This is a genomic window from Curtobacterium sp. SP.BCp (assembly GCF_051903255.1).
In the GTDB taxonomy this organism is placed as follows: domain Bacteria; phylum Actinomycetota; class Actinomycetes; order Actinomycetales; family Microbacteriaceae; genus Curtobacterium.
The window spans coordinates 3,579,661-3,598,919 of record NZ_CP194338.1 but is presented as its reverse complement, the minus strand read 5'-3'; the positions used below and the strand labels follow the sequence as shown (position 1 = coordinate 3,598,919).

The following is a 19,259-nucleotide window of genomic DNA, read 5'->3' as shown; positions in this document are numbered from 1 at the left end:
TCAGTCCGTCGCGATCCGCGACGCCGTGTCGCGGATCAGCGCGACCACCTCGGCGCGGACCTCCTCCGCGTCGGAGCCGTCGTGCCGAGCTGCACTGCGCATCGCCGTCATGCACATGCCGAGGAGCATCTCGGCGGCCTGGGCGGTGGCGGCCTCCGGGCCCCAGGCCGGATCGCGCGCCAACACGGTCCGGACCGCGCCGACCATCGCCTCCGACACGGTCGTCATCCGGGTGACCTGCCGCTTCATCAGCTGCGGGAACCGCACGACGAGCTCTTTGCGGGCCGTCCGCTCGTCCTCGTCCGCGAACGTGTCGCCGAACACGAGGAACGCGAGGTCGACGACGGCCTGGGCCGCCGGCTCCCCCGCGACCGCCTCGAGGTGTGTCGCCAACGCCTCCGCCGACAGGTCGAGCTCGGTGTGCCCGAGGACGGCGTCCTCCTTCGAGTCGAAGTAGTTGAAGAACGTCCGGGGCGAGATGTCCGCCCGCGCGGCGATCTGCTCGATCGTCGTGTGGTCGATCTCGTGCTCGAGCGCCAACGACCGGGCGGACTCGGCGATCCGACGTCGCGTCTCGATGCGCTTCCGGTCGCGCAGACCCAGTGGTTCGGGCATGCTCCGACTGTAGCCGTCGGCGGACGCTGCGACGCCGACGTGCATAGTGTCGGGTCCGTGGCGGCGTTCGGACGGGACATCGGGGACGGGTGCACGTTGACCCTGCGCGACCTCACCACCGTCGAGCCGCTGCACGAGCTCGTCGTCGCCAACCTCGACCGGCTCCGGGCCGCCGAACCCTGGGCGTGGCAGGTGCAGAGCGTCGACACGATCGCGATGCACACCGAGCACCTGCTCGGTCAGTACGCGATGGACCGGTCGCTCCCGTGCGTCATCCGGTCGGACGACCGCATCGTCGGGGCGGCCTCGCTCGCGTTCGACCCGTACCTCGGGCAGGCGTCACTCGGCTACTGGATCGACGCCGGCACGGAGGGCCGGGGCATCGTGCGCCGCGCGGCCACCGTGCTCATCGGTGTGGCCAGGGCACGGGGGTGCGCTCGGGTCGAGATCCGGACGGCCGTGGACAACGAGCGGAGCCGTCGGCTCGCGGAGCGGCTCGGGTTCGTGCACGAGGGGACGCTGCGGAGCGCGATGCCGCTCGGGTCGCGGCGCGTCGACGTGGCCGTCTACGGGCTGGTGCTCTGAGCGGTCCGCTGACGACCCCGGCGCTACCGAGTCGCGCTCTTCGTGTCGCCGACGCCGCTCGCCGCGCGAAGGTGCGCGACGACCCGCTCAGCGAACACCGGGCAGCCGGCGTCCCGCAGCGCGACCGCGAGGCCCTTCCGGTTCGGCCGTCCGTTCCAGTACCGGTTCTGGTCGAGGACGACGTTTCGCACGAGCCACGGAACGGCGTCGTCCGCCAGCACGAAGAAGTCGTCGCACCCGTACACCTCGTACGGCAACGCATCGAATTCCTCGAAGCCGCGGTCCTCGGTCAGGAGCACGTCCGCTCGGCATGCGATGGCCGCGGCGCGGACGTGCCGGTCCTTCCGATCGCTGCCGGGCCAGTCGACTCGGCCGTCGAAGTCCTCGACGAGTTCATCGACGGCTCCCCTGAGGCTCCGTACGAGCTGCGTCGTCGCACCGCCATCGCGGTCGGGATGAACCGTCCGCAGTCGCGCCACGGTCTCCGCCAGGACGTCCTCGGTGGTGTGGAGCTGGAACATCTGCGGCACTTCGGCGCGGAGCAGGCAGAGCCAGTCGCGCAGGGTTCTGCTGAAGAACACGTTGGCGTCGACGAAGACCCGCTGGAGCACACCGCAAGACTACGGGTGGCGTGTGACACTTCAGTCGAACGCTTCGCCGGCGATTCGGACATCGCGCGCCGCGGCTCGACGATCGGCGTCGCGGCGCTGCCGGAGCTCGAGCACGTCACGTCGACGGAGTCGCGTGTGAGTTCCCACCTTCGTCGAGGGGATCGCGCCCGCTCTGATCAACTTCATGAGCGTCGGGCGGGAGATCCCGAGTTCCTTGGCGGCCGTCGTGGTCGTGAGTTCCTCGGGGATCGAGACGGTCACGACCGCCGACCCGTTCGCGGTCGAGCGGAGTGTGTTCACCAGGAAGGCGGCGAGGTGTCCCGGCACCGCGATGCTCGTTCCGTCGTCCAGCGTGAGCGACATGCCCACCACCTGGCGGTCGTGCGCGCGCTCGACCGTGTCCGCGGCTTCGTCGCGGACTGCCGGATCCGGAGTGGTGTCTTCCGTGACCACGCTGCGTACGGGGGGCATCGCGCTCTCCTGTCGTTCAGTGGAGTAGGTGGTGACCACACTACGAGGGTTGCACTTACAAGTGCAACCCTCCTGCTTCCGGTGCGCGCGGTCCGGAGAGCTGGTCAGCGGCCGGTGGTCGCCCCGTGCCAGACGGCGAACGAACCGCCGATGACGAGCAGCGCGCCCACGAGGATCCACACCGCGAGGGCGACGAGGTTGAGCAGGATGCCCCACCCGGCACGTCCGCGGGCCATCGGCTCCCGCGATCGGGAGGCGATGCCGAGGCAGAGCCCGACGATCGGAGCGAAGAACGTCCAGCCCGCCAGCAGCGAGCAGATGCCGAGGACGAGGCTGGCCGTCCCGAGGCCGGTACGAGGAGCAGTCGGGTACGAGGTCATGGCTCCGAGCGTACGGACGGTGCCGGCGCGCGTCGTCCGTCCGTGCGCTGATCCGAGGTCCGTCGGACGGTTGACGGTCACTCGTCGCCGGTATCGTCGTGGCATGGCCCTGTTCGGACGACGCAGCAAGAACGACGTGCGCGACCGACCCGTGAGTCAGGTCGAACTGAAGCGCGCCGTGGACGAGGGGTTCCTCATCGCGAAGGCCGCGGTCGTCGTGGCGGTGGCGAACCGGATCATCACGAACGCCCTCCGCGACCAGGGGTACTTCGACCACGCGCTCATCGCCGACGCCGCACGCCAGGAACTCCACCGGATGGCCGAGGAGCAGCGGGGGGACGCCGCCCGGATGCGCGAGATCCGTGCCACCTCGAGCAAGCAGAAGGGCCGGTCACGACACCAGCACGACTACCGCCGCGGTGACGACCACAAGCTCCGCACACGAGAGGCCACCTACGAGGAGCTCGCCGCCCGGCTCGACGCCCGTCGCGACGACCAGAAGTTCGTCGACGGCATCGTGCTGCAGGCCCGGGCCCGCGCGTGGGACGACATCGGGACGACGGTCGTCGGGCGCCTCGGCTGGGCACAGCGTCCGGCCGACGACTACGAGGTCGGTCGCGACGAACGCCTGCAGCAGATGCTCGACGAGGACTTCGCGACCCTGCTCGCCGAACACCCGGTCGGGTCCACCGCTCCCGATGCCGACGAGCCCGACGACGTCGACGGTGACGAGGACGGCTCCGACCCTGCCGACGCCGACACCGCCCGCGCCTGACGACCAGCCCTGAGCGCTCGCGGACGCCCGGGTCCCTAGGCTCGGACCCATGGTGGACGCGGTGGTGGTCGGAGCAGGGCCGAACGGACTCGCGGCAGCGGTGACGCTCGCGCGCGCCGGGCTGAGCGTCGAGGTCGTCGAACGGAACGACACGATCGGCGGGGGAGCCCGCACGGCCGAGCTCACCCTGCCCGGCTTCCGTCACGACGTCTGCTCCGCCGTGCACCCCATGGCCCTGCAGTCCGAGTTCTTCCGCGCGTTCCGCCTCGAGGACCGCATCGAGTTGCGCCTGCCGGAAGTCCAGTACGGCCACCCGCTCGACGGCGGCCGCGCGGGCATCGCGTACCGGGACATCGCCGAGACCGCGGCGGGGCTCGGTGCGGACGGCCCGGCGTTCCACCAGCTCATGGCCCCGCTGGCGCGGCACTCCGACCAGGTCGCGGACTTCGCGACCGATGCGCTCCTGCACGTCCCACGGCACCCGGTGACCGTCGCGAGGTTCGGCCTCCGCGCGCTCGAGCAGGGCACGCGCGCGTGGAACGCCCGGTTCCGTGAGGACGTCGCGCCCGCGATGGTCACGGGCGTCGCCGCGCACTCGATCCAGCACGTGCCCTCGCTCGCGACCGCGGCCGCGGCGCTGTCGCTCGGCTCCTACGCCCACGCCCGCGGCTGGCCCGTCCCGATCGGCGGCAGCCAGGCGATCGTCGACGCCCTCGCGGCCGACCTCGTCGCGCACGGCGGCACGATCGAGACCGGCCGCGAGGTCACGAGCCTCGGAGACCTCACGCCGGCAAAGGCGGTGCTCTTCGACACGAGCGTCCCCGGCATGCTCCGGATCGCGGGGAAGCAGATCCCGACCCCGAAGCGCGGGGCACTCCGGCGCTTCCGGTTCGGCAACGCCGCCGCCAAGGTCGACTTCGCGCTGTCCGGGCCGGTCCCGTGGGAGAACGAGCTGCTCCGGAAGGCGGGCACGGTGCACATCGGCGGGACGCGCGCCGAGATCGCCGCGGCCGAGGGGGCGGTGGCCCGCGGGCAGCACGCCGAGCGGCCCTACGTCCTCGGTTCGGAGCCCACCGTGGTCGACCCGAGCCGGGCTCCGGAGGGGAAGCACGTCTTCTGGGCCTACGCGCACGTGCCGGCCGGCTCCGACGTCGATCAGACCGAGGCCGTCACCCGGCAGATCGAGCGGTTCGCCCCGGGGTTCCGCGACCTCGTGCTCCACGCTTCGAGCCGCACGGCGGTCCAGATGGCCGAGTACAACCCGAACTACCAGGGCGGCGACATCGCGGCGGGCGCAGCGAGCTTCTGGCAGCTCGTCAAGCGCCCGGTGCTGTCGTCGGACCCGTGGCGCACGGGCGGCGGCATGTACCTCGCGTCGCAGAGCGCCGCACCGGGTCCCGGCGTGCACGGCATGGCCGGCTGGCACGCCGCGAGGAGCGCCCTGCGCCACACGTTCGGCCTGTCCGTCGACGTCGATCTCGCACCGGAGGACTGACCCATGGCGAAGAACGTCCGCATCCTGCACTGCCGCCCCGAGGACGTGTTCGACGTCCTGCGCGACGGCTGGCTCTTCACGACCTGGGTGGTCGGTGCGTCCCGGATGCGTGGGCAGGACCCAGGGTGGCCAGCGGTCGGCACCCGGATCCACCACTCGTTCGGCGTGTGGCCGATCGTCATCGACGACACCACGACCGTCGAGGTCTGGGATCCGCCGCACGCGATGACGATCCGGCCGAAGGGCTGGCCCATCGGGGAGGCCCGGGTCGCGCTCACGGTCGAGGAGCACCGGCGCGGCTGCAAGGTCACGATCGTCGAGAACGCGATCGCAGGACCGGGTTCCTACGTGCCGGACTTCCTCATGCAGCCCGCGATCTGGGTGCGGAACCACGAGACGCTGCGGCGGCTCGGCTGGGTCGCCGCGGGTCGCGCCGGGCGCGACTGAAGACCGGACGGGAGGCCCGTGGCGGCGCCGCCACGGGCCTCCCGTCCGGTGCGACGGACGTCGCTACTCCGAGCGACTGAACGCGCTCGCGCGACGCACCTGGTCGTCCGTGAGGGCGACACCCGTGTAGCGCTCGAACTGCCGCGCCGCCTGCAGGGCGATGACCTCGGCGCCGGTGATGACGTGCTTGTCGGCCGCGCGTCCGGCGCGGACCAGCGGCGTCTCGGAGGGGAACGCGACGACGTCGAAGACGGTGTGCGCGGCGGCGATCCGGGCGTCCTCGAAGGCGAGCGCGTCCTCGTCGTCACCGCGCATCCCGAGCGGCGTGACGTTCACGAGGACGTCGGCGTCACCGGCGTCGCGCTCGTCGGCGACCCGCTCGTAGCCGTACTGCGCGGCGAGGGCCGGACCGGTCTCGTCGTTGCGGGCGACCACCGTGAGGTGCTCGAAGCCGGCACCGCGGAACGCCGCCGTGACGGCCTTGGCCATGCCACCGGATCCGCGCAGCAGCACCCGTGACGAGCGGTCGACGTCGTGGCTCGCGAGCAGGGACGCGACGGCCTCGTAGTCGGTGTTCGACGCGGTGAGCACGCCGTCGTCGTTCACGACCGTGTTGACGGACTGGATGGCCGCCGCGGACTCCTCGATGACGTCGACGAGCGGGATGATCGCCTCCTTGAAGGGCATCGACACCGAGCAGCCACGGATGCCGAGCGCACGGATGCCCGCGACGGCGCCGGGGAGGTCGGTGGTCGTGAACGCCTTGTAGAGGAAGTTCAGCCCGAGCTCGTCGTACAGGAAGTTGTGGAACCGGGTGCCGATGTTGCTCGGGCGGGCCGCCAGCGACATGCAGACCTGCATGTCCTTGTTGAGGATGGGCATGCCGTCAGTCTCCCATGCTGGCGCTGATGGAGCGGTCCATGTTCGACGGTCCGGTGACCGGGGTAGCGTCGACGGCATGGCAGAGCTCCCCGACACCATGCGCGCCGTCCGGTTCTCCGAGTGGGGTGACCGAACCGTCCTCCGCGTCGAGGAGGTCCCGGTCCCCGGGGTCGAGGCGGGCCGGGTGCTCGTCCGGGTCCGCGCCGCCGGCATCAACCCGGGGGAGTCCGCGATCCGTCAGGGTCTGTTCGACGGTGAGGACCCGTCGAAGCTGCCGTCGGGGCAGGGCACGGACTTCGCGGGCATCGTCGTGGCCGCCGGCGAGGGTGTGGACGGCGTCGACGAGGGCGAGGAGGTCCTCGGCTGGTCGTGGGAGCGGTCGAGCCAGGCCGAGTACGTGTCGGTGCCGGCCGGTCAGGTCGTGCAGAAGCCGCACCTGCTCCCGTGGGAGGTCGCGGGTGGGCTCGACATCGTGGCGACCACCGCGGCGGCTGCCGTCCGCGCCGTCGATCCGCGACCGGGGGAGACCGTCGTGGTCTCCGGCGCCGCCGGTGGTGTCGGCGGCTTCGTGACGCAGCTGCTCACCAACGAGGGCATCGACGTCATCGCGATCGCCTCCGAGGCGAACCACGACTGGCTCCGGTCGAAGGGCGCGCGGCCCGTGGCGTACGGCGACGGACTGCAGGAGCGGATCGCCGAGGCCGCGACGAACGGCGTCGACGCACTCATCGACACGTACGGCCCCGAGTACGTCCACCTCGGCGTCGCGCTCGGGGTCCCGGTCGACCGCATCGAGACGATCATCGCGTTCGAGGCCGCCTCGGAGCTCGGGGCGAAGGCCGCGGGGAGTGCGGACACCGCCGACCCGGAGATCCTCGGGGCGCTGGCGCTGCAGGTCGCCGACGGGGCCATCGAGGTCCCGATCGCCGCGACCTACCCGCTCGACCGGGTGCAGGACGCCTACGCAGAGCTCGAGCAGCGGCACACGCGCGGCAAGATCGTCCTCGTCCCGTAGAGCGCCCCGGGGGTTGTCCCCACCGTCGCTCGTGGGGCACCCGGATGTCCTCGGGTGCCCGTCGGTCCGTAGCGTGGTCGGCATGAGCACCTTCCTCCGTCCCCGTTCCGGCCGCCTGCTCGCCGGGGTCTGCGCCGGCATCGCCGACCGGCTCGGCTGGTCCCGTACCCTCGTCCGCGTCGTGTGGGTGATCCTGAGCCTGTTCCCCGGCCCGCTCTGGGTCCTCTACGTCGTGCTGTGGATCCTCATGCCGGGCGAGGGCTCGCAGCGACTGCGCCGCGTCCGTCGCCGCTGACCGCTGCTGGACTCCCGTCCGTCCGGACGGGCTAGTGTGGCGGCGTGCCGGTCTCCGTCTTCGATCTGTTCAGCATCGGTGTCGGCCCGTCGAGCTCCCACACGGTGGGGCCGATGCGCGCCGGAGCCGCGTTCGCCGCTGCCCTGCCCGTGTCGGGTGTCGCCGGCGTCCGGGTGGACCTCTACGGGTCGCTGGCCTCGACCGGCCACGGCCACGGCACGCTCGGCGCCGTCGCGGCCGGGCTGACGGGCGCCGACCCGGAGACGGTCGACCCCGACCGGATGGCGCTCGACCTGGCCGACCTCGAACGCACGGGGACGCTCCGGCTGGCGAACGGAGCGACCGTGCCGTTCCGGCTCGCGGACATCGTCCTCCACCCGCTGACGATGCTGCCGCGCCACCCGAACGGCATGCGGCTGCGGGCCACCGACGCCGACGGGAGCGTGCTCGCCGACGAGACCTACTACTCGATCGGCGGCGGGTTCATCACTCGTGACGGCGACACCGACGCCGCGGAGGTCGCGGGCGCGGCCATCCCCGTCGACGACCACGTTCCCCACCCGTTCTCCAGCGGCGCCGAGCTCCTCGCGGAGTGCGCGCGCTCCGGCCTGCCCGTGAGCGGCATCGCGCTCGCGAACGAGGTCGCACTCGACACCTCGGAGGCCGCCGTCCGCGAGCGACTGCTCGCGATCCACGCCGTCATGGAGCAGTGCGTCGACCGTTCGGTGCGCCGGACCGGCACGCTCCCCGGCGGACTCGACGTCCGGCGCCGATCGGCCACCTGGTACGAGCAGCTCGTCCGCGACGACCCCGACCACGACCCGCTCTTCGCGATGGAGTGGGTGAACCTCGTCGCGATGGCCGTGAACGAGGAGAACGCCACCGGCGGCCGGGTCGTCACCGCGCCGACGAACGGCGCCGCCGGGATCATCCCCGCGGTCCTGTCGTACGCGCTCACCTACGTGCCCGAGATCACCCCCGATCGCCGGGACGACGCCGTGGTCCGGTTCCTGCTCACCGCCGGTGCCGTCGGCTCGATCTACAAGGAGCGGGCGTCGATCTCCGGCGCCGAGGTCGGCTGCCAGGGCGAGGTCGGTTCGGCGGCGTCGATGGCGGCCGCCGGCCTCGCGGAGGTCCTCGGTGGGACGCCCGAGCAGGTCGAGAACGCGGCCGAGATCGCCATGGAGCACAACCTCGGGCTGACCTGTGACCCGATCGGCGGCCTCGTGCAGATCCCCTGCATCGAGCGGAACGCGATCGCGGCGAACAAGGCGATCAACGCCGCACGGATGGCGCTGCGCGGCGACGGCGTCCACCACGTGTCGCTCGACCAGGTCGTCGAGACCATGCGGCAGACGGGCGCCGACATGTCGACCAAGTACAAGGAGACGGCGATGGGCGGGCTGGCGGTCAACGTCCCGCTGTGCTGACCCGGACCTCGTCGACCCAGACCTCGTCGACCCGGCCCTCGCTGACCCGCATCTCGAGCCGGGCCTCGGTGGGGACCACCCTCGGCGCACCGTCCGCGTCGAGCACCACGAGCGCGGTCGCACCCGGTGTCGCGAGCTCGTCGACCACGGTGCCGACGAGTCGCTCGCCGCGGTCGTCGTAGCGCACGGTCGCGTTCACGGGGACCTCGTCAGCGGGCACCTCCCGCCACGCTTCGTGGTCATCGATGGTCTGTTGCACCGCTCCATCATCCTCTAATGTCCGGAAGACGCAGAATCGTCGAACCATCGTCACGTTCACCGTCCGCGCGTACGGTCGGCCCCATGACCGAGCACGACGGACACCAGCACCCCGACCGCGACCACCTCGACGACGGCGTCGACATGTCCTTCGAAGAGCGTCGGCAGGACACCCTGCGCCGCATGTCCGGGTCCGACGAGCACGACGCCGAGCCCCGGGTCGAGGTGTCCGAGGCGCCGGACGGTGACGTCCGGATCGACGTCGCCGACACCGCTGCGGTCCGTCCGGGGGAGTGACCGGACGCCAAGGGCGGTGGTCCACGGCATGATCGTCCCGTGCACTACGTCCTCCACCGCGTCGACGGCGGCGTCTCCGCGACGCCCCTGACCGACGCGGGGACCGCCGGGGGCGAGCCGATCCGGGTGGCCGAGCCGGGCCTCCCGGCCTTCGTCGCGGACCAGGACGCCGCCGACGTGCGCTGGGTCTGGGACGACACCACACGCTGGTACCCGGACGTGCTCGCGGCCGGCGGACGGGTCGCGCGCTGCGTCGACCTCCGGCTCGGCCGCCGCGTCCTGCGGGGCGCGCTCGCCGCGCGCGGGACGGCGCTGCAGGCGTCACCGCCCGATGCGCTCGACGCGCCACCCGCCCTGGAGGCACGGGTCGCCCAGCCGGCGCAGGCCCGGCTCTTCGACGACGCGCTGTTCGCCGCTCCGGTGCCGGACGACGCGCTGGACCCGGTCGCCGAGTTCCGGGCGCAGCTCGACGCCGTCGCGTCGTCGACCGCGCCGAGCGCGCTCCGGCTGCTCCTGACCGCGGAGTCGGCCGGGGCGCTCGTCGCGGCCGAGATGCTGCACGCCGGACTCCCGTGGCGCGTCGACGTCCACGAGCGGCTGCTCGAGCAGGAGCTCGGTCCGCGGGTGCCGTACGGCGTCCGACCGCGACGCCTCGAGGAGATCGCGACGGTGATCCGGGAGCGTCTCGACGACCCCGGCCTCAACCCCGACTCGCCCGCCGACGTCCTCCGGTCGCTCCGGCGCGCCGGTCTCACCGTGACGAGCACCCGGAAGTGGGAGCTCCGCGAACTCGACCACCCGGTCATCGAGCCCCTGCTCGAGTACAAGCGGCTCGCCCGGCTCCTCACCGCGAACGGGTGGACGTGGCTCGACGACTGGGTCCGCGACGGTCGGTTCCACCCGAAGTACGTCGTCGGCGGGGTCGTGACCGGACGGTGGGCCGCGGACGGCGGCGGGGCGATGCAGCTGCCGAAGGGCATCAGGAGCGCCGTGGTCGCCGACGACGGCTGGAAGCTCGTCGTCGCCGACGCCGCCCAGCTGGAACCCCGGGTGCTCGCCGCGATGGCGGGGGACCGGGCGATGGCGGCGGCGGGCGACGGACGCGACCTCTACGACGGCGTCGTCGCCTCGGGGGCGGTCGAGACCCGGCAGCAGGCGAAGGGCGCGATGCTCGGCGCGATGTACGGCGCCACCCAGGGCGAGGGCGGCCGGCTCGTGCCCCGACTGGCCCGGGCGTTCCCGCAGGCGCTGGCACTCGTGGAGCGTGCCGCCCGGGCGGGGGAGCGCGGCGAGCCCGTCACGACCCTGCTCGGTCGGACGTCGCCCGTGCCGGATCCGTCCTGGTTCGAGGCGCGCAACCGCGCGTACGCGGTGGAGGGCACCCCGGCGATGCAGCGGGCCGTGGAGTCGCGGGCCCGGAGCTGGGGACGGTTCACCCGGAACTTCGTCGTGCAGGGAACCGCCGCGGAGTGGGCGCTCGCGTGGATGGGCTCGCTGCGGACGCGCCTCGCCGCACGCTTCCCGGGGCCGGTGACGGCAGGGCCGCACCTGGTGTTCTTCGTGCACGACGAGATCGTGGTGCACGCGCCGGCCGAGCACGCCGAGTGGGTCGCCGACCAGGTGCGTGCGGCAGCGGTCGACGCCGGCCGACTGCTCTTCCGTGACTTCCCGGTGACGTTCCCGCTGAGCGTCGCGGTGGTCGACTCGTACGCCGACGCGAAGGACTGACCGGGCCGCGATCAGCCACGACCGGGCAGGGTGGGTCGATGGACCACACCCACGCCGAGGCCCCCGACGAGCACGTCGGCGACGTCGACCTCACCCGGTGGCGGACCCGCGCAGGTCGGTCGGTCGCCGACACCTGGGCCGGACTCGGACACCGCTACGGCGCACTCCCCGTCCTCGTGCTCACGTTGACGATCGGCATCGCGGTGGCCGTCACGGCGACCTGGGCGGCGTCCGAGGTCTACGACGCCGTCCGCGCCGGGGACGACGTCGCCGTGCTCGACCGGCCGGTGCTCGACTGGGTGCTCACGCTCCGGTCACCGACCACGGACACCCTCGTCACGTGGTGGACCGACGTGGCCGGCACCGTCGGGATGCCCATCGTCGCCGTCGGGTTCCTGATCGGCTTCACCATCCAGCGCCGGGCATGGACCCCGTTGGTGCTGCTCGTCGCGGCGAGCGGCGGATCGCTCCTCATGACCGTCGCGGGCAAGGACCTGATCGGCCGGGCCCGTCCGCCGCTCGCCGATGCGGTGCCCCCGTACGAGCACTCCGCGTCGTTCCCGTCCGGCCACACCCTGAACGCCACGGTGGTGGTCGGCACGATCGTCTACCTGCTCGTCCTCCGGCAGTCCCGGCTGGTCGGGCGGGTGTGGACGATCGCCGTCGGGACGGCGTTCGTGCTGTCGATCGGCGCTTCGCGCGTGTTCCTCGGTCACCACTGGCTGACCGACGTCCTCGCGGCGTGGGCGCTCGGACTGGCGTGGCTCGCGATCGTCGTCACGGCGCACCGGTTGTACCTGACGGCGCTCCGTCGCGGTGCGCGGCCCGTCAGGTCGCCCCGGTAGGTTGCCGGACATGGAGGAACGGGTCTTCGGCGGCAGGTACCGCGTCACGGGCACGCTCGGGCACGGCGGCATGGCGTCCGTCTACCGGGCGGTCGACGAGATGCTCGGACGCGAGGTCGCGGTCAAGGTGTTCCGCATCGGCCCGGTCGACCACGGGGAGCGAGCCCGTGCCGAGGCGGAGATCCAGGTCCTCGCGTCACTCCGCAGTCCGGCGCTCGTGACGCTCTACGACGCAGCGCTCGACGACGTCGACGGCGACTCCTACCTGATCATGGAGCTCGTCCCGGGCAGCGACCTCGCGACGCGGCTCCGCGAGGGGCCCCTCGACACCGTCACGACCGCGCGCGTCGGTGCGCAGATCGCCGAGGGTCTCGCCGCGGCGCACGCGCAGGGTGTCGTCCACCGCGACGTGAAGCCCGCGAACGTCCTGCTCGAGTCCGACGGCACGCACGTCAAGCTCGCCGACTTCGGCATCGCCCTGCTCCGCGACTCCGCCCGGGTCACCGGCACCGGCACGGTGATGGGCACCGCCGCGTACATCGCGCCGGAGCAGGTGATGGGGCAGCCGATCACGGGCAAGGCCGACGTGTACGCCCTCGGCCTGGTGCTCCTCGAGACCCTCAGCGGCAAGCGGCCGTTCCCGGGCAGCGCGGTGGAGTCCGCGACCGCCCGGCTCGCCCGCAGCCCGGAGATCGACCAGCACCTCCCGACCGCGTGGCGCACCCTCCTGCACGTGATGACCGCCACCGATCCCGACGAGCGTCCCACCGCGGCGGAGGCGGCCGAACGACTCCGTGCCCTCGGGCGGGACGACGTGGCACCGGCGACGCAGCTCCTCCCGGGTGCGCCCGGCGCGATGACCCGAGCCGGAGCCGCCGGAGCTGCCGGAGCCGCCGGGGCAGCGGCAGCCGCCGCTGCGGCACATCCGGACGCCGCGCAGGCCGCCACCGCTCGGATGGACGCGACCGCGCCGATGCGACCGACCGACCGACCGGACGACGCGACCCGCGTGATGTCGGCGACCCCTGCCTCCCGGTCGGACGACGTCGCGACCACCGTCCTCGGAGCTGCCGGGGGAGCAGGTGCCGGAGCAGGCGCCGCGCGCGGCGGGACGCCACCGCGCGTGCCCGCCACACCGTCCGGTGAGCGCCCCGACGAGCCGCGTCGCCGGCGGCGTGGCCCGATCGTCCTCGCGGTGGTGATCGCCGTGCTCGTCATCGCCGGCATCGTGGCCGCGGTGATCGCCCTCGGTCCCGGGTCGACTCCGGCACCGACCGAATCGAGCACGACGAGCCCCGGCGACCAGCAGCCGAGCAGCGAGCCGAGCCAGCCCGAGGAGCAGCCGAGCCAGCCGGAACAGCAGCCGAGCGAGCCCGAGCAGCAACCCTCCGAGCCCGAGCAGGAACCGAGTGAGCCCGCCGAACCGAGCGAGGAGCCCTCGGAGGACCCCGTGCCGTCCGAGGTCCCCCAGCCGTCGAGCCCGGCGTCGAACCCGGTCGAGGACCCCCAGGGTGCCGTCGACACGACGACCGGCAGCGGCCCCGGTACGGGACCGGGGGCCGGCCCCGGCAACTCGGGCAACGCGCCCGGGCACAACAAGTAGGTTTCATCCAGTCGATGGAGCAAATAGGCTCGTCGTGTGGATGAGCTGCAACGGAGCGGCGGGCCGACGACGGCCGTCGCGGCACGCAACGGTGTCGGGTACACGTCGACGGAGGCCTGGCTGGTCGAACGACCGTCGGGAGCCGACCCGACCGAGGGGATCGTGCCCGGGTTCGCCGGCCGCACGATCGCGCCCGGTGACGAACTGTCGTGGGTGTGGTTCCCCGAGCGGACGCTGCCCGACGGCCTGACCGAACCGACCGAGGCCGACCTCCCGCACTTCTGGGACGCCACCGCCTTCGGGCTCGACGTCGTCTGCACCGACGGCACCCGGCTCAGCGACACGGCACGCGACCAGTACGGCGACGCCCTGGCGCCGGAGGCGCAGGACGCCGCCCGGAAGCAGTGGGTCGACCAGTGGAACCGCCGGGCGGTGGACCTCACGCCGCTCGCGGGGCGGGTGGTCGACCGCCTGGAGGCACGGCTCGGCTCCGCCTCGTTGCACCCCTCCGGCGACGGCGAGCGTCCGGCGCTCCGCGGCTGGCTCGACGACGTCCGGCTCGGCCCGGCACGGCCCGCACCGGAGACGCCGCTCGACCACGTCCGCACGACGCGGGGCACGCAGGCGTCGTCCCGGTTCTCCCGCGGCAACAACGCGCCGCTCGTCGGCCTGCCGCACGGTGGGGTCTTCGGGCTGCCGATGACCGACGCCTCGAGCAACCGGTGGCCGTACGCGTTCCACGAGCACGCGCGGGTCGAGGACGACCGGGTCCGCTCGGCGATCCAGGCCTTCGCGACCAGCCACATCCCGTCACCGTGGATGGGGGACCGCGGCGTGTTCCAGGTCATGCCGTCCCCGCTCGACACACCCGATCCCGACCGGACCGCCCGGGCGCTCGGGTTCGACCACGACGACGAGCAGGACGGCCCGCACCGCTACCGCGTCGCGCTCGACCACGGCGTGACGGCCGAGGTGACCGCGGGGGAGTTCGCCCTCGGGTTCCGGTTCACGGGCACCCGCAGCGTCGTGCTCGACCACCACGGCCGCGTCTCCGACGTGTCGGTGACCATCACCGACGGGACGGCCGTGGTCGAGTGCGTGCTCGACGACCGGCCGGGCACGCCGCCGCACCACGTGCACGTACGGATCCCGCGGGTCACCGCCGACCACACGAGCACCGGGCAGGACGAGCTGCGCGGCTGGCTCACGGTCGACGGGGACGTGGACGTGCTGCTCGGCATCTCGACGGTGTCGATGGCGGACGCTCGGGCGAACCTCGAGGCCGCTGGGGACCACGACGCGATGCGCGCGCACGCCGAGGAGCGGTGGACCGCGGAGCTGTCCACGATGTCGTTCGAGGGAGCGACCCCGGACCAGCTGACCGCGCTGTACTCGGGGCTCTACCGGCTGTTCCTCTACCCGAACCGTGCCGGCGAGACCGCCCGGGACGGCGTGCCGCGCCACCGATCCCCGTACGGAGCGGTGCAGGCGTCACCGATCCGCGACGAGCCCGGCCCCGAGGTCGTCGAGGGGCTGTTCACCACGACGAACGGGTTCTGGGACACGTACCGGACGGCGTGGCCGCTCCTCGGACTCCTCACCCCGGACACGGCGGGCGAGCTCGCGCAGGGCTTCGTCGAGCACCACCACGACGGCGGTTGGACGCCCCGGTGGAGTGCCCCGGGCGCCGAGGACTGCATGACCGGCACCACGAGCGACACCGTGTTCGCCGACCTCGCCGCGAAGGGCATCGACGGCTTCGACCTCGCGGCGGCGTACCGGAGCGCGGTCCGCAACGCGACCGTCCCGCCGCGTGACGAGCGCGTCGGACGGAAGGGGAGCCTCCCGGGCGCCTTCCGCGGCCACGTCGACACGGCGACCCACGAGGGGATGAGCTGGACCCTCGACGCCGCGATCAACGACTGGGGCCTCGCCGTCATGGCGGACCTGCTCGCGCGTCGAGCGTCGACCGACGCCGATCGGGAGCGTCTGCTCGCCGAGCACGAGTGGTTCGCCCGTCGCTCGCTGCAGTACCGGAACGTGTTCGACGCCGAGCGCGGGTTCTTCATCGGGCGCGACCAGGACGGCACCTGGCGGGTCGGCACCGAGTTCGACCCGCGCGACTGGGGCGACGACTACACCGAGACGAACGCCTGGGGCACCGCGTTCACCGCGCCGCACGACGGCGCCGGCATCGTCGACCTGCACGGCGGACCCGCACGGTTCGACGCCGCCCTCGACGCGTTCTTCGCCACGCCGGAGACCGGTTCGACTGCCCGCTCCGGCTCCTACGGCTTCCCGATCCACGAGATGACCGAGGCCCGCGACGTCCGGATGGGCATGCTCGGGCTCTCGAACCAGCCGGCGCACCACATCCCGTTCTTCCCGATGTTCACGGGGCGACACGACGACGCCCACCGGATCGTCCGCTCGGCCCTGGACCGCCTGTTCGTCGGTTCGGACCTCGGGCAGGGGTATCCGGGCGACGAGGACAACGGCGAGATGAGCGCCTGGTACGTCTTCGCCACGATCGGCCTGTACCCGCTGGCGCCCTCGACGGGGACGTACGTGCTCGTGCCGCCGTCGGTGCGGCGGACCGTGCTGCGTCCCGCCTCGTCGGACGGTCGCGCCACACCGACCGTGATCGAGGTCGAGTCCGGACCGGTCGGCGGCTTCGTCGCGTCGGTCACCGTCGACGGGACGCCCTGGGAAGCGGTCAGCATCCCGCACGAGGTCGTGGCCGCGGCGTCGCGCATCGCGTTCACCCTGTCCCCGGAACCCACCGGGTGGGCATCGGACACGCGGCCGGTCTCGGCGTCCGCCGTGCACGGGTTCCGGGACACCCCGGTCGACCTCCTGCCAGGAGGGACGCACCCGCTCGTCGACGACACGGGGCGGACCGCGACGGCGCTCGCCGCCGGTGCGTCCGTGACGTTCGAGGTCCCGTCGGCGCCCGTGTCGCTGTACACGGTCACGGTCGAGGCGCCGGGGACGTACTCGTGGGACGTCGCCCTCGGCGCGACGGAGGCGTCGGTGCACGACGCCGAGTTCGCCTGGGCCGGGCAGACGCGGGTCTTCCGGCTGGAGGGCACCGGGTCGGCGTTCACGTTCTCCGCGGTGACGGACGTCGCGCTGACCCAGCTCGAGCTCGTCGCGGCGGACGGACAGCGTTGACCCGCCGTTCACCCGTGCGGAGCATGCTCGCCCCATGTCGATGAGCACACCGTTCGATCCGGAGCAGCCCGGCGCGTCCGTCCCCGTGGACGGCTCCGACGCCACCGAGCTCGAGGTGGAGGAGGAGCGTGGCGCCGACGTCGGGCCGGACGCCGGTCCCGCCGCTGCCGACCCGAGCGTCTCGCCGGTCGACCACCACGACGAGGACGAGGCCGGCGGCGGTCCGGTCTTCCGACGGCCGCAGGCAGGCGACCGGCTCCACCCGGACGACCTCTGACGCGCCTCTTGGCGGATTGCCAAGCGCGTCGGGCATGCTCGGCCGCATGTCGATCGCGAACTCCTGGGACCCCTCCGGTGGCCGAGCCATCCCCGAGGACCAGGTGAAGGAAGACGGACTCGAACTCGACGAGGACACGGCTGCCGAGCTCGGCATCTCGTTCGACGTCGTCGGAGGAGCGTCGTCCGACCCGGCGCGCGTGTCGCCGGTGGACGTCGCCGTCCCCACTCCGCCGACGTCCGACTGACGCGGCAGCGCGCCGTCGGGTGCCGCGCCCGCGGTGGCGCGCTCCGGTTCCGCACGACCGAAGTCACCCCGAACCGGGCGGAACCGTGGTTCGAGGTGACTTCGGTTGTGCGCGGCGACGGCGCGGCACGGCGACCGCGGGACCGCGACCGCATTCAGGGCACGGTGTGCCCCGCCGCCGTGAAGATGCGGTACCACTCCTCGCGCGAGAGCACGACGTCCGAGCCCGCCGCCGACTCCCGCACGCGCTGCGGGTTCGTCGTCCCGAGGACCACCTGGAAGTGCGCCGGGTGCCGGGTGATCCACGCCACCGCGATGCCGGTCGGGGTGACGCCGTGCGCCGCCGCGACCTCGTCGAGCACGTCGTTCAGCTCGGCGTACTGCTCGCGGTCGCCGAGGAAGACCCCGTCGAAGAAGCCCTTCTGGAACGGCGACCAGGCCTGCAGCGTGATGTCGTTCAGGCGCGAGTGGTTGAGGATGTCGTTGTCCCGGTCGACGGACTGGTCGAGCCCGCCCATGTTCGCCGCCACGCCCTGCGCGATGACGTTCGCGTGCGTGATGCTGAGCTGCACCTGGTTGAACGCCAGCGGCTGGGCCACCGAGCGACGCAGCAGGTCGACCTGTCCCGGCGTGTGGTTCGAGACGCCGAAGTGGTGGACCTTGCCCGCGGCGTGCAGCTCGTCGAACGCCTTCGCCACCTCCTCCGGCTCGACGAGCGCGTCCGGGCGGTGCAGCAGCAGGACGTCGATGTGGTCGGTGCGGAGGGCGGCGAGCGACTCGTCGACGGACGACAGGATGTGCTCGTACGAGAAGTCGAAGTACGCGCCGTTCGCGGTCGGGCGGATGCCGACCTTCGTCTGCAGCACGATCTCGGCGCGCTCGGTGGGGGAGAGCGTGACGGCCGAGCCGAACCGTTCCTCGCAGCCGTGCCAGCCGCCGTAGACCGCGGCGTGGTCGAACATGGTCACACCCGCGTCACGCGACGCCGCGTACAGCGAGCGGATGTCCTCGTCGCTCATGTCGTTGATCCGCATGAGACCGACGACGACGTCGGACGCGGTGAGGTCGGTCTGTGGCAACTCCAGTGTCTTCACGACGTCGATCCTGCCAGCGGGCAGGTGCGCGCGGCAGGCCCTGGCAGTACCCCGGGAACGCGCCGTGTCGAGCGCCCTCCTGCCGCGGAGAGCCGTGGCGCGTCGGCGACGACGGCTCAGTCGGCGAGCACCACGAGCACCCCGGAACCGGTCGGCCAGGTCGCCCGCAGGGTCTCGCCCGCCGGCACGGGTGACCCCACCACCCGCAGGACGACGAGCTCGCCGTGCCCGGTGTCGATCGTCGTCTCGCCCTCCTCGGTGCGGGTGTCGACCGCGGTCACCGTCGGTGACGAGGGAGCGGAACCGCTGCCGACCGCCGTGCACTCCTTCTCCCACGAACCCGATCCGTCGGCCTGCTCGAGCTCGGCCTCGTGGCCGCCGGTCGCGATCGTGCGACGGACCACGTCGGCGTAGACGGGGTCGCCGGTCGCGTCGTACACCCACCGTCGACCGAGCACCGAGTGGTCCATCTCGGTCACGAGGAACGCGTCGGCCCGGTCGAGCGGAGCACCCCGGTAGGTGAGCGGCGTGTGCAGCAGGCGCCCCGATGCGGTCCGGACGACGATCGTCTCGATGCCGACCTCGCCGTCCGGGTCGTCGAACCGGAAGCGCCCGACGACCTCGATGCCCTCACCCGGCGTGACACCGCTCCAGGGCTGGGTCGGCAGCCAGGCGCCGAGCGCCTCGGTCTTGGACGGTCGGAGTTCCGCGCGGTGGATGATGGCCATGCCCCGAA

The 19,259-nt window shown here is 72.8% G+C and carries 22 protein-coding genes; 14 read left to right on the top strand and 8 right to left on the bottom strand.

Features of this window, described 5'->3' with window-relative positions:
- Entirely contained in the window at positions 1 to 615 is a 615-nt protein-coding gene (locus ACRQ4C_RS17260; RefSeq protein ID WP_412879103.1) for a TetR/AcrR family transcriptional regulator, read from the bottom strand.
- 57 nt (positions 616 to 672) lie between these two features.
- On the opposite strand from ACRQ4C_RS17260, the gene ACRQ4C_RS17255 reads away from it, so the two are divergent.
- Positions 673 to 1,200 (top strand): GNAT family N-acetyltransferase, encoded by a 528-nt coding sequence (locus ACRQ4C_RS17255; protein ID WP_412879102.1) that lies wholly within the window; start codon positions 673 to 675, stop codon positions 1,198 to 1,200.
- A 23-nt stretch (positions 1,201 to 1,223) separates the two neighbouring features.
- Here the strand turns inward: ACRQ4C_RS17255 and ACRQ4C_RS17250 are convergent, their stop codons facing one another.
- The 3 genes from ACRQ4C_RS17250 to ACRQ4C_RS17240 form a co-directional block, all read right to left on the bottom strand.
- Entirely contained in the window at positions 1,224 to 1,811 is a 588-nt protein-coding gene (locus tag ACRQ4C_RS17250) for a PIN domain-containing protein (protein ID WP_439689546.1), read from the bottom strand.
- 30 nt (positions 1,812 to 1,841) lie between these two features.
- Positions 1,842 to 2,282 carry a helix-turn-helix domain-containing protein gene (locus ACRQ4C_RS17245; RefSeq protein WP_439689545.1) on the bottom strand — a complete coding sequence of 147 codons (441 nt, stop codon included), beginning with the start codon at positions 2,280 to 2,282 and terminating at the stop codon, positions 1,842 to 1,844.
- Between the two features lie 104 nt (positions 2,283 to 2,386).
- Positions 2,387 to 2,662: a hypothetical protein gene (locus ACRQ4C_RS17240; RefSeq protein ID WP_412879099.1), complete on the bottom strand. Its 276-nt coding sequence runs from the start codon at positions 2,660 to 2,662 to the stop codon at positions 2,387 to 2,389.
- 103 nt (positions 2,663 to 2,765) lie between these two features.
- On the opposite strand from ACRQ4C_RS17240, the gene ACRQ4C_RS17235 reads away from it, so the two are divergent.
- The 3 genes from ACRQ4C_RS17235 to ACRQ4C_RS17225 are packed head-to-tail and all read left to right on the top strand — an operon-like array spanning position 2,766 to position 5,379.
- Positions 2,766 to 3,437: a hypothetical protein gene (locus ACRQ4C_RS17235; RefSeq protein WP_439689544.1), complete on the top strand. Its 672-nt coding sequence runs from the start codon at positions 2,766 to 2,768 to the stop codon at positions 3,435 to 3,437.
- Between the two features lie 49 nt (positions 3,438 to 3,486).
- A complete protein-coding gene (locus ACRQ4C_RS17230) occupies positions 3,487 to 4,932 on the top strand; it encodes a phytoene desaturase family protein (RefSeq protein WP_439689543.1) in 1,446 nt (481 codons plus the stop codon).
- A 3-nt stretch (positions 4,933 to 4,935) separates the two neighbouring features.
- Positions 4,936 to 5,379 (top strand): SRPBCC family protein, encoded by a 444-nt coding sequence (locus ACRQ4C_RS17225; protein WP_290133459.1) that lies wholly within the window; start codon positions 4,936 to 4,938, stop codon positions 5,377 to 5,379.
- Between the two features lie 63 nt (positions 5,380 to 5,442).
- Here the strand turns inward: ACRQ4C_RS17225 and ACRQ4C_RS17220 are convergent, their stop codons facing one another.
- Positions 5,443 to 6,261, bottom strand: coding sequence for a shikimate 5-dehydrogenase (locus ACRQ4C_RS17220; RefSeq protein ID WP_439689542.1), 819 nt, complete (start codon positions 6,259 to 6,261; stop codon positions 5,443 to 5,445).
- A 76-nt stretch (positions 6,262 to 6,337) separates the two neighbouring features.
- Between ACRQ4C_RS17220 and ACRQ4C_RS17215 the strand changes: the two genes are divergently transcribed.
- The 3 genes from ACRQ4C_RS17215 to ACRQ4C_RS17205 all read left to right on the top strand — a co-directional run bounded on the left by ACRQ4C_RS17215 (position 6,338) and on the right by ACRQ4C_RS17205 (position 9,001).
- Entirely contained in the window at positions 6,338 to 7,276 is a 939-nt protein-coding gene (locus ACRQ4C_RS17215) for an NADP-dependent oxidoreductase (RefSeq protein ID WP_439689541.1), read from the top strand.
- An 82-nt stretch (positions 7,277 to 7,358) separates the two neighbouring features.
- Positions 7,359 to 7,571: a PspC domain-containing protein gene (locus ACRQ4C_RS17210; RefSeq protein WP_290133462.1), complete on the top strand. Its 213-nt coding sequence runs from the start codon at positions 7,359 to 7,361 to the stop codon at positions 7,569 to 7,571.
- Between the two features lie 44 nt (positions 7,572 to 7,615).
- Complete coding sequence (locus tag ACRQ4C_RS17205) at positions 7,616 to 9,001, top strand: L-serine ammonia-lyase (protein WP_290133463.1); 1,386 nt, start codon at positions 7,616 to 7,618, stop codon at positions 8,999 to 9,001.
- Here the strand turns inward: ACRQ4C_RS17205 and ACRQ4C_RS17200 are convergent.
- Positions 8,982 to 9,260, bottom strand: coding sequence for a hypothetical protein (locus tag ACRQ4C_RS17200; protein ID WP_439689540.1), 279 nt, complete (start codon positions 9,258 to 9,260; stop codon positions 8,982 to 8,984). The two genes, ACRQ4C_RS17205 and ACRQ4C_RS17200, sit on opposite strands and share 20 nt — an antisense overlap.
- Positions 9,261 to 9,343: 83 nt before the next feature.
- Here ACRQ4C_RS17200 and ACRQ4C_RS17195 point away from each other — a divergent pair, with 83 nt between their 5' ends.
- The 7 genes from ACRQ4C_RS17195 to ACRQ4C_RS17165 are packed head-to-tail and all read left to right on the top strand — an operon-like array spanning position 9,344 to position 17,430.
- A complete protein-coding gene (locus tag ACRQ4C_RS17195; protein WP_290133465.1) occupies positions 9,344 to 9,556 on the top strand; it encodes a hypothetical protein in 213 nt (70 codons plus the stop codon).
- 39 nt (positions 9,557 to 9,595) lie between these two features.
- Entirely contained in the window at positions 9,596 to 11,284 is a 1,689-nt protein-coding gene (locus tag ACRQ4C_RS17190) for a bifunctional 3'-5' exonuclease/DNA polymerase (RefSeq protein WP_439689539.1), read from the top strand.
- 38 nt (positions 11,285 to 11,322) lie between these two features.
- Complete coding sequence (locus tag ACRQ4C_RS17185; RefSeq protein WP_439689538.1) at positions 11,323 to 12,129, top strand: phosphatase PAP2 family protein; 807 nt, start codon at positions 11,323 to 11,325, stop codon at positions 12,127 to 12,129.
- 10 nt (positions 12,130 to 12,139) lie between these two features.
- The gene (locus ACRQ4C_RS17180) at positions 12,140 to 13,732 is read left to right on the top strand and encodes a protein kinase domain-containing protein (RefSeq protein WP_439689537.1); all 1,593 of its coding nucleotides are present in this window, start codon (positions 12,140 to 12,142) and stop codon (positions 13,730 to 13,732) included.
- A gap of 36 nt (positions 13,733 to 13,768) precedes the next feature.
- Positions 13,769 to 16,906 carry a GH92 family glycosyl hydrolase gene (locus tag ACRQ4C_RS17175; RefSeq protein WP_439689536.1) on the top strand — a complete coding sequence of 1,046 codons (3,138 nt, stop codon included), beginning with the start codon at positions 13,769 to 13,771 and terminating at the stop codon, positions 16,904 to 16,906.
- A gap of 34 nt (positions 16,907 to 16,940) precedes the next feature.
- Positions 16,941 to 17,183, top strand: coding sequence for a hypothetical protein (locus ACRQ4C_RS17170; RefSeq protein ID WP_439689535.1), 243 nt, complete (start codon positions 16,941 to 16,943; stop codon positions 17,181 to 17,183).
- A gap of 46 nt (positions 17,184 to 17,229) precedes the next feature.
- Positions 17,230 to 17,430, top strand: coding sequence for a hypothetical protein (locus ACRQ4C_RS17165; RefSeq protein ID WP_290133471.1), 201 nt, complete (start codon positions 17,230 to 17,232; stop codon positions 17,428 to 17,430).
- A gap of 154 nt (positions 17,431 to 17,584) precedes the next feature.
- On the opposite strand, the gene ACRQ4C_RS17160 is transcribed toward ACRQ4C_RS17165, so the two are convergent.
- Positions 17,585 to 18,523 carry an aldo/keto reductase gene (locus ACRQ4C_RS17160; protein ID WP_439689534.1) on the bottom strand — a complete coding sequence of 313 codons (939 nt, stop codon included), beginning with the start codon at positions 18,521 to 18,523 and terminating at the stop codon, positions 17,585 to 17,587.
- A 116-nt stretch (positions 18,524 to 18,639) separates the two neighbouring features.
- Positions 18,640 to 19,251: a CG0192-related protein gene (locus ACRQ4C_RS17155; RefSeq protein ID WP_439689533.1), complete on the bottom strand. Its 612-nt coding sequence runs from the start codon at positions 19,249 to 19,251 to the stop codon at positions 18,640 to 18,642.
- Positions 19,252 to 19,259: the final 8 nt, after the last annotated feature.

What these genes read in the sequence shown, in the direction of transcription:
- ACRQ4C_RS17225 (WP_290133459.1), top strand. Translation starts at nt 4,936, where the DNA reads ATGGCGAAGAACGTCCGCATCCTGCACTGCCGCCCCGAGGACGTGTTC.
- ACRQ4C_RS17245 (WP_439689545.1), bottom strand. Translation starts at nt 2,282, where the DNA reads ATGCCCCCCGTACGCAGCGTGGTCACGGAAGACACCACTCCGGATCCG.
- ACRQ4C_RS17215 (WP_439689541.1), top strand. Translation starts at nt 6,338, where the DNA reads ATGGCAGAGCTCCCCGACACCATGCGCGCCGTCCGGTTCTCCGAGTGG.
- ACRQ4C_RS17155 (WP_439689533.1), bottom strand. Translation starts at nt 19,251, where the DNA reads ATGGCCATCATCCACCGCGCGGAACTCCGACCGTCCAAGACCGAGGCG.
- ACRQ4C_RS17240 (WP_412879099.1), bottom strand. Translation starts at nt 2,662, where the DNA reads ATGACCTCGTACCCGACTGCTCCTCGTACCGGCCTCGGGACGGCCAGC.
- ACRQ4C_RS17260 (WP_412879103.1), bottom strand. Translation starts at nt 615, where the DNA reads ATGCCCGAACCACTGGGTCTGCGCGACCGGAAGCGCATCGAGACGCGA.
- ACRQ4C_RS17210 (WP_290133462.1), top strand. Translation starts at nt 7,359, where the DNA reads ATGAGCACCTTCCTCCGTCCCCGTTCCGGCCGCCTGCTCGCCGGGGTC.
- ACRQ4C_RS17180 (WP_439689537.1), top strand. Translation starts at nt 12,140, where the DNA reads ATGGAGGAACGGGTCTTCGGCGGCAGGTACCGCGTCACGGGCACGCTC.
- ACRQ4C_RS17230 (WP_439689543.1), top strand. Translation starts at nt 3,487, where the DNA reads ATGGTGGACGCGGTGGTGGTCGGAGCAGGGCCGAACGGACTCGCGGCA.
- ACRQ4C_RS17165 (WP_290133471.1), top strand. Translation starts at nt 17,230, where the DNA reads ATGTCGATCGCGAACTCCTGGGACCCCTCCGGTGGCCGAGCCATCCCC.
- ACRQ4C_RS17170 (WP_439689535.1), top strand. Translation starts at nt 16,941, where the DNA reads ATGTCGATGAGCACACCGTTCGATCCGGAGCAGCCCGGCGCGTCCGTC.
- ACRQ4C_RS17235 (WP_439689544.1), top strand. Translation starts at nt 2,766, where the DNA reads ATGGCCCTGTTCGGACGACGCAGCAAGAACGACGTGCGCGACCGACCC.
- ACRQ4C_RS17220 (WP_439689542.1), bottom strand. Translation starts at nt 6,261, where the DNA reads ATGCCCATCCTCAACAAGGACATGCAGGTCTGCATGTCGCTGGCGGCC.
- ACRQ4C_RS17185 (WP_439689538.1), top strand. Translation starts at nt 11,323, where the DNA reads ATGGACCACACCCACGCCGAGGCCCCCGACGAGCACGTCGGCGACGTC.
- ACRQ4C_RS17195 (WP_290133465.1), top strand. Translation starts at nt 9,344, where the DNA reads ATGACCGAGCACGACGGACACCAGCACCCCGACCGCGACCACCTCGAC.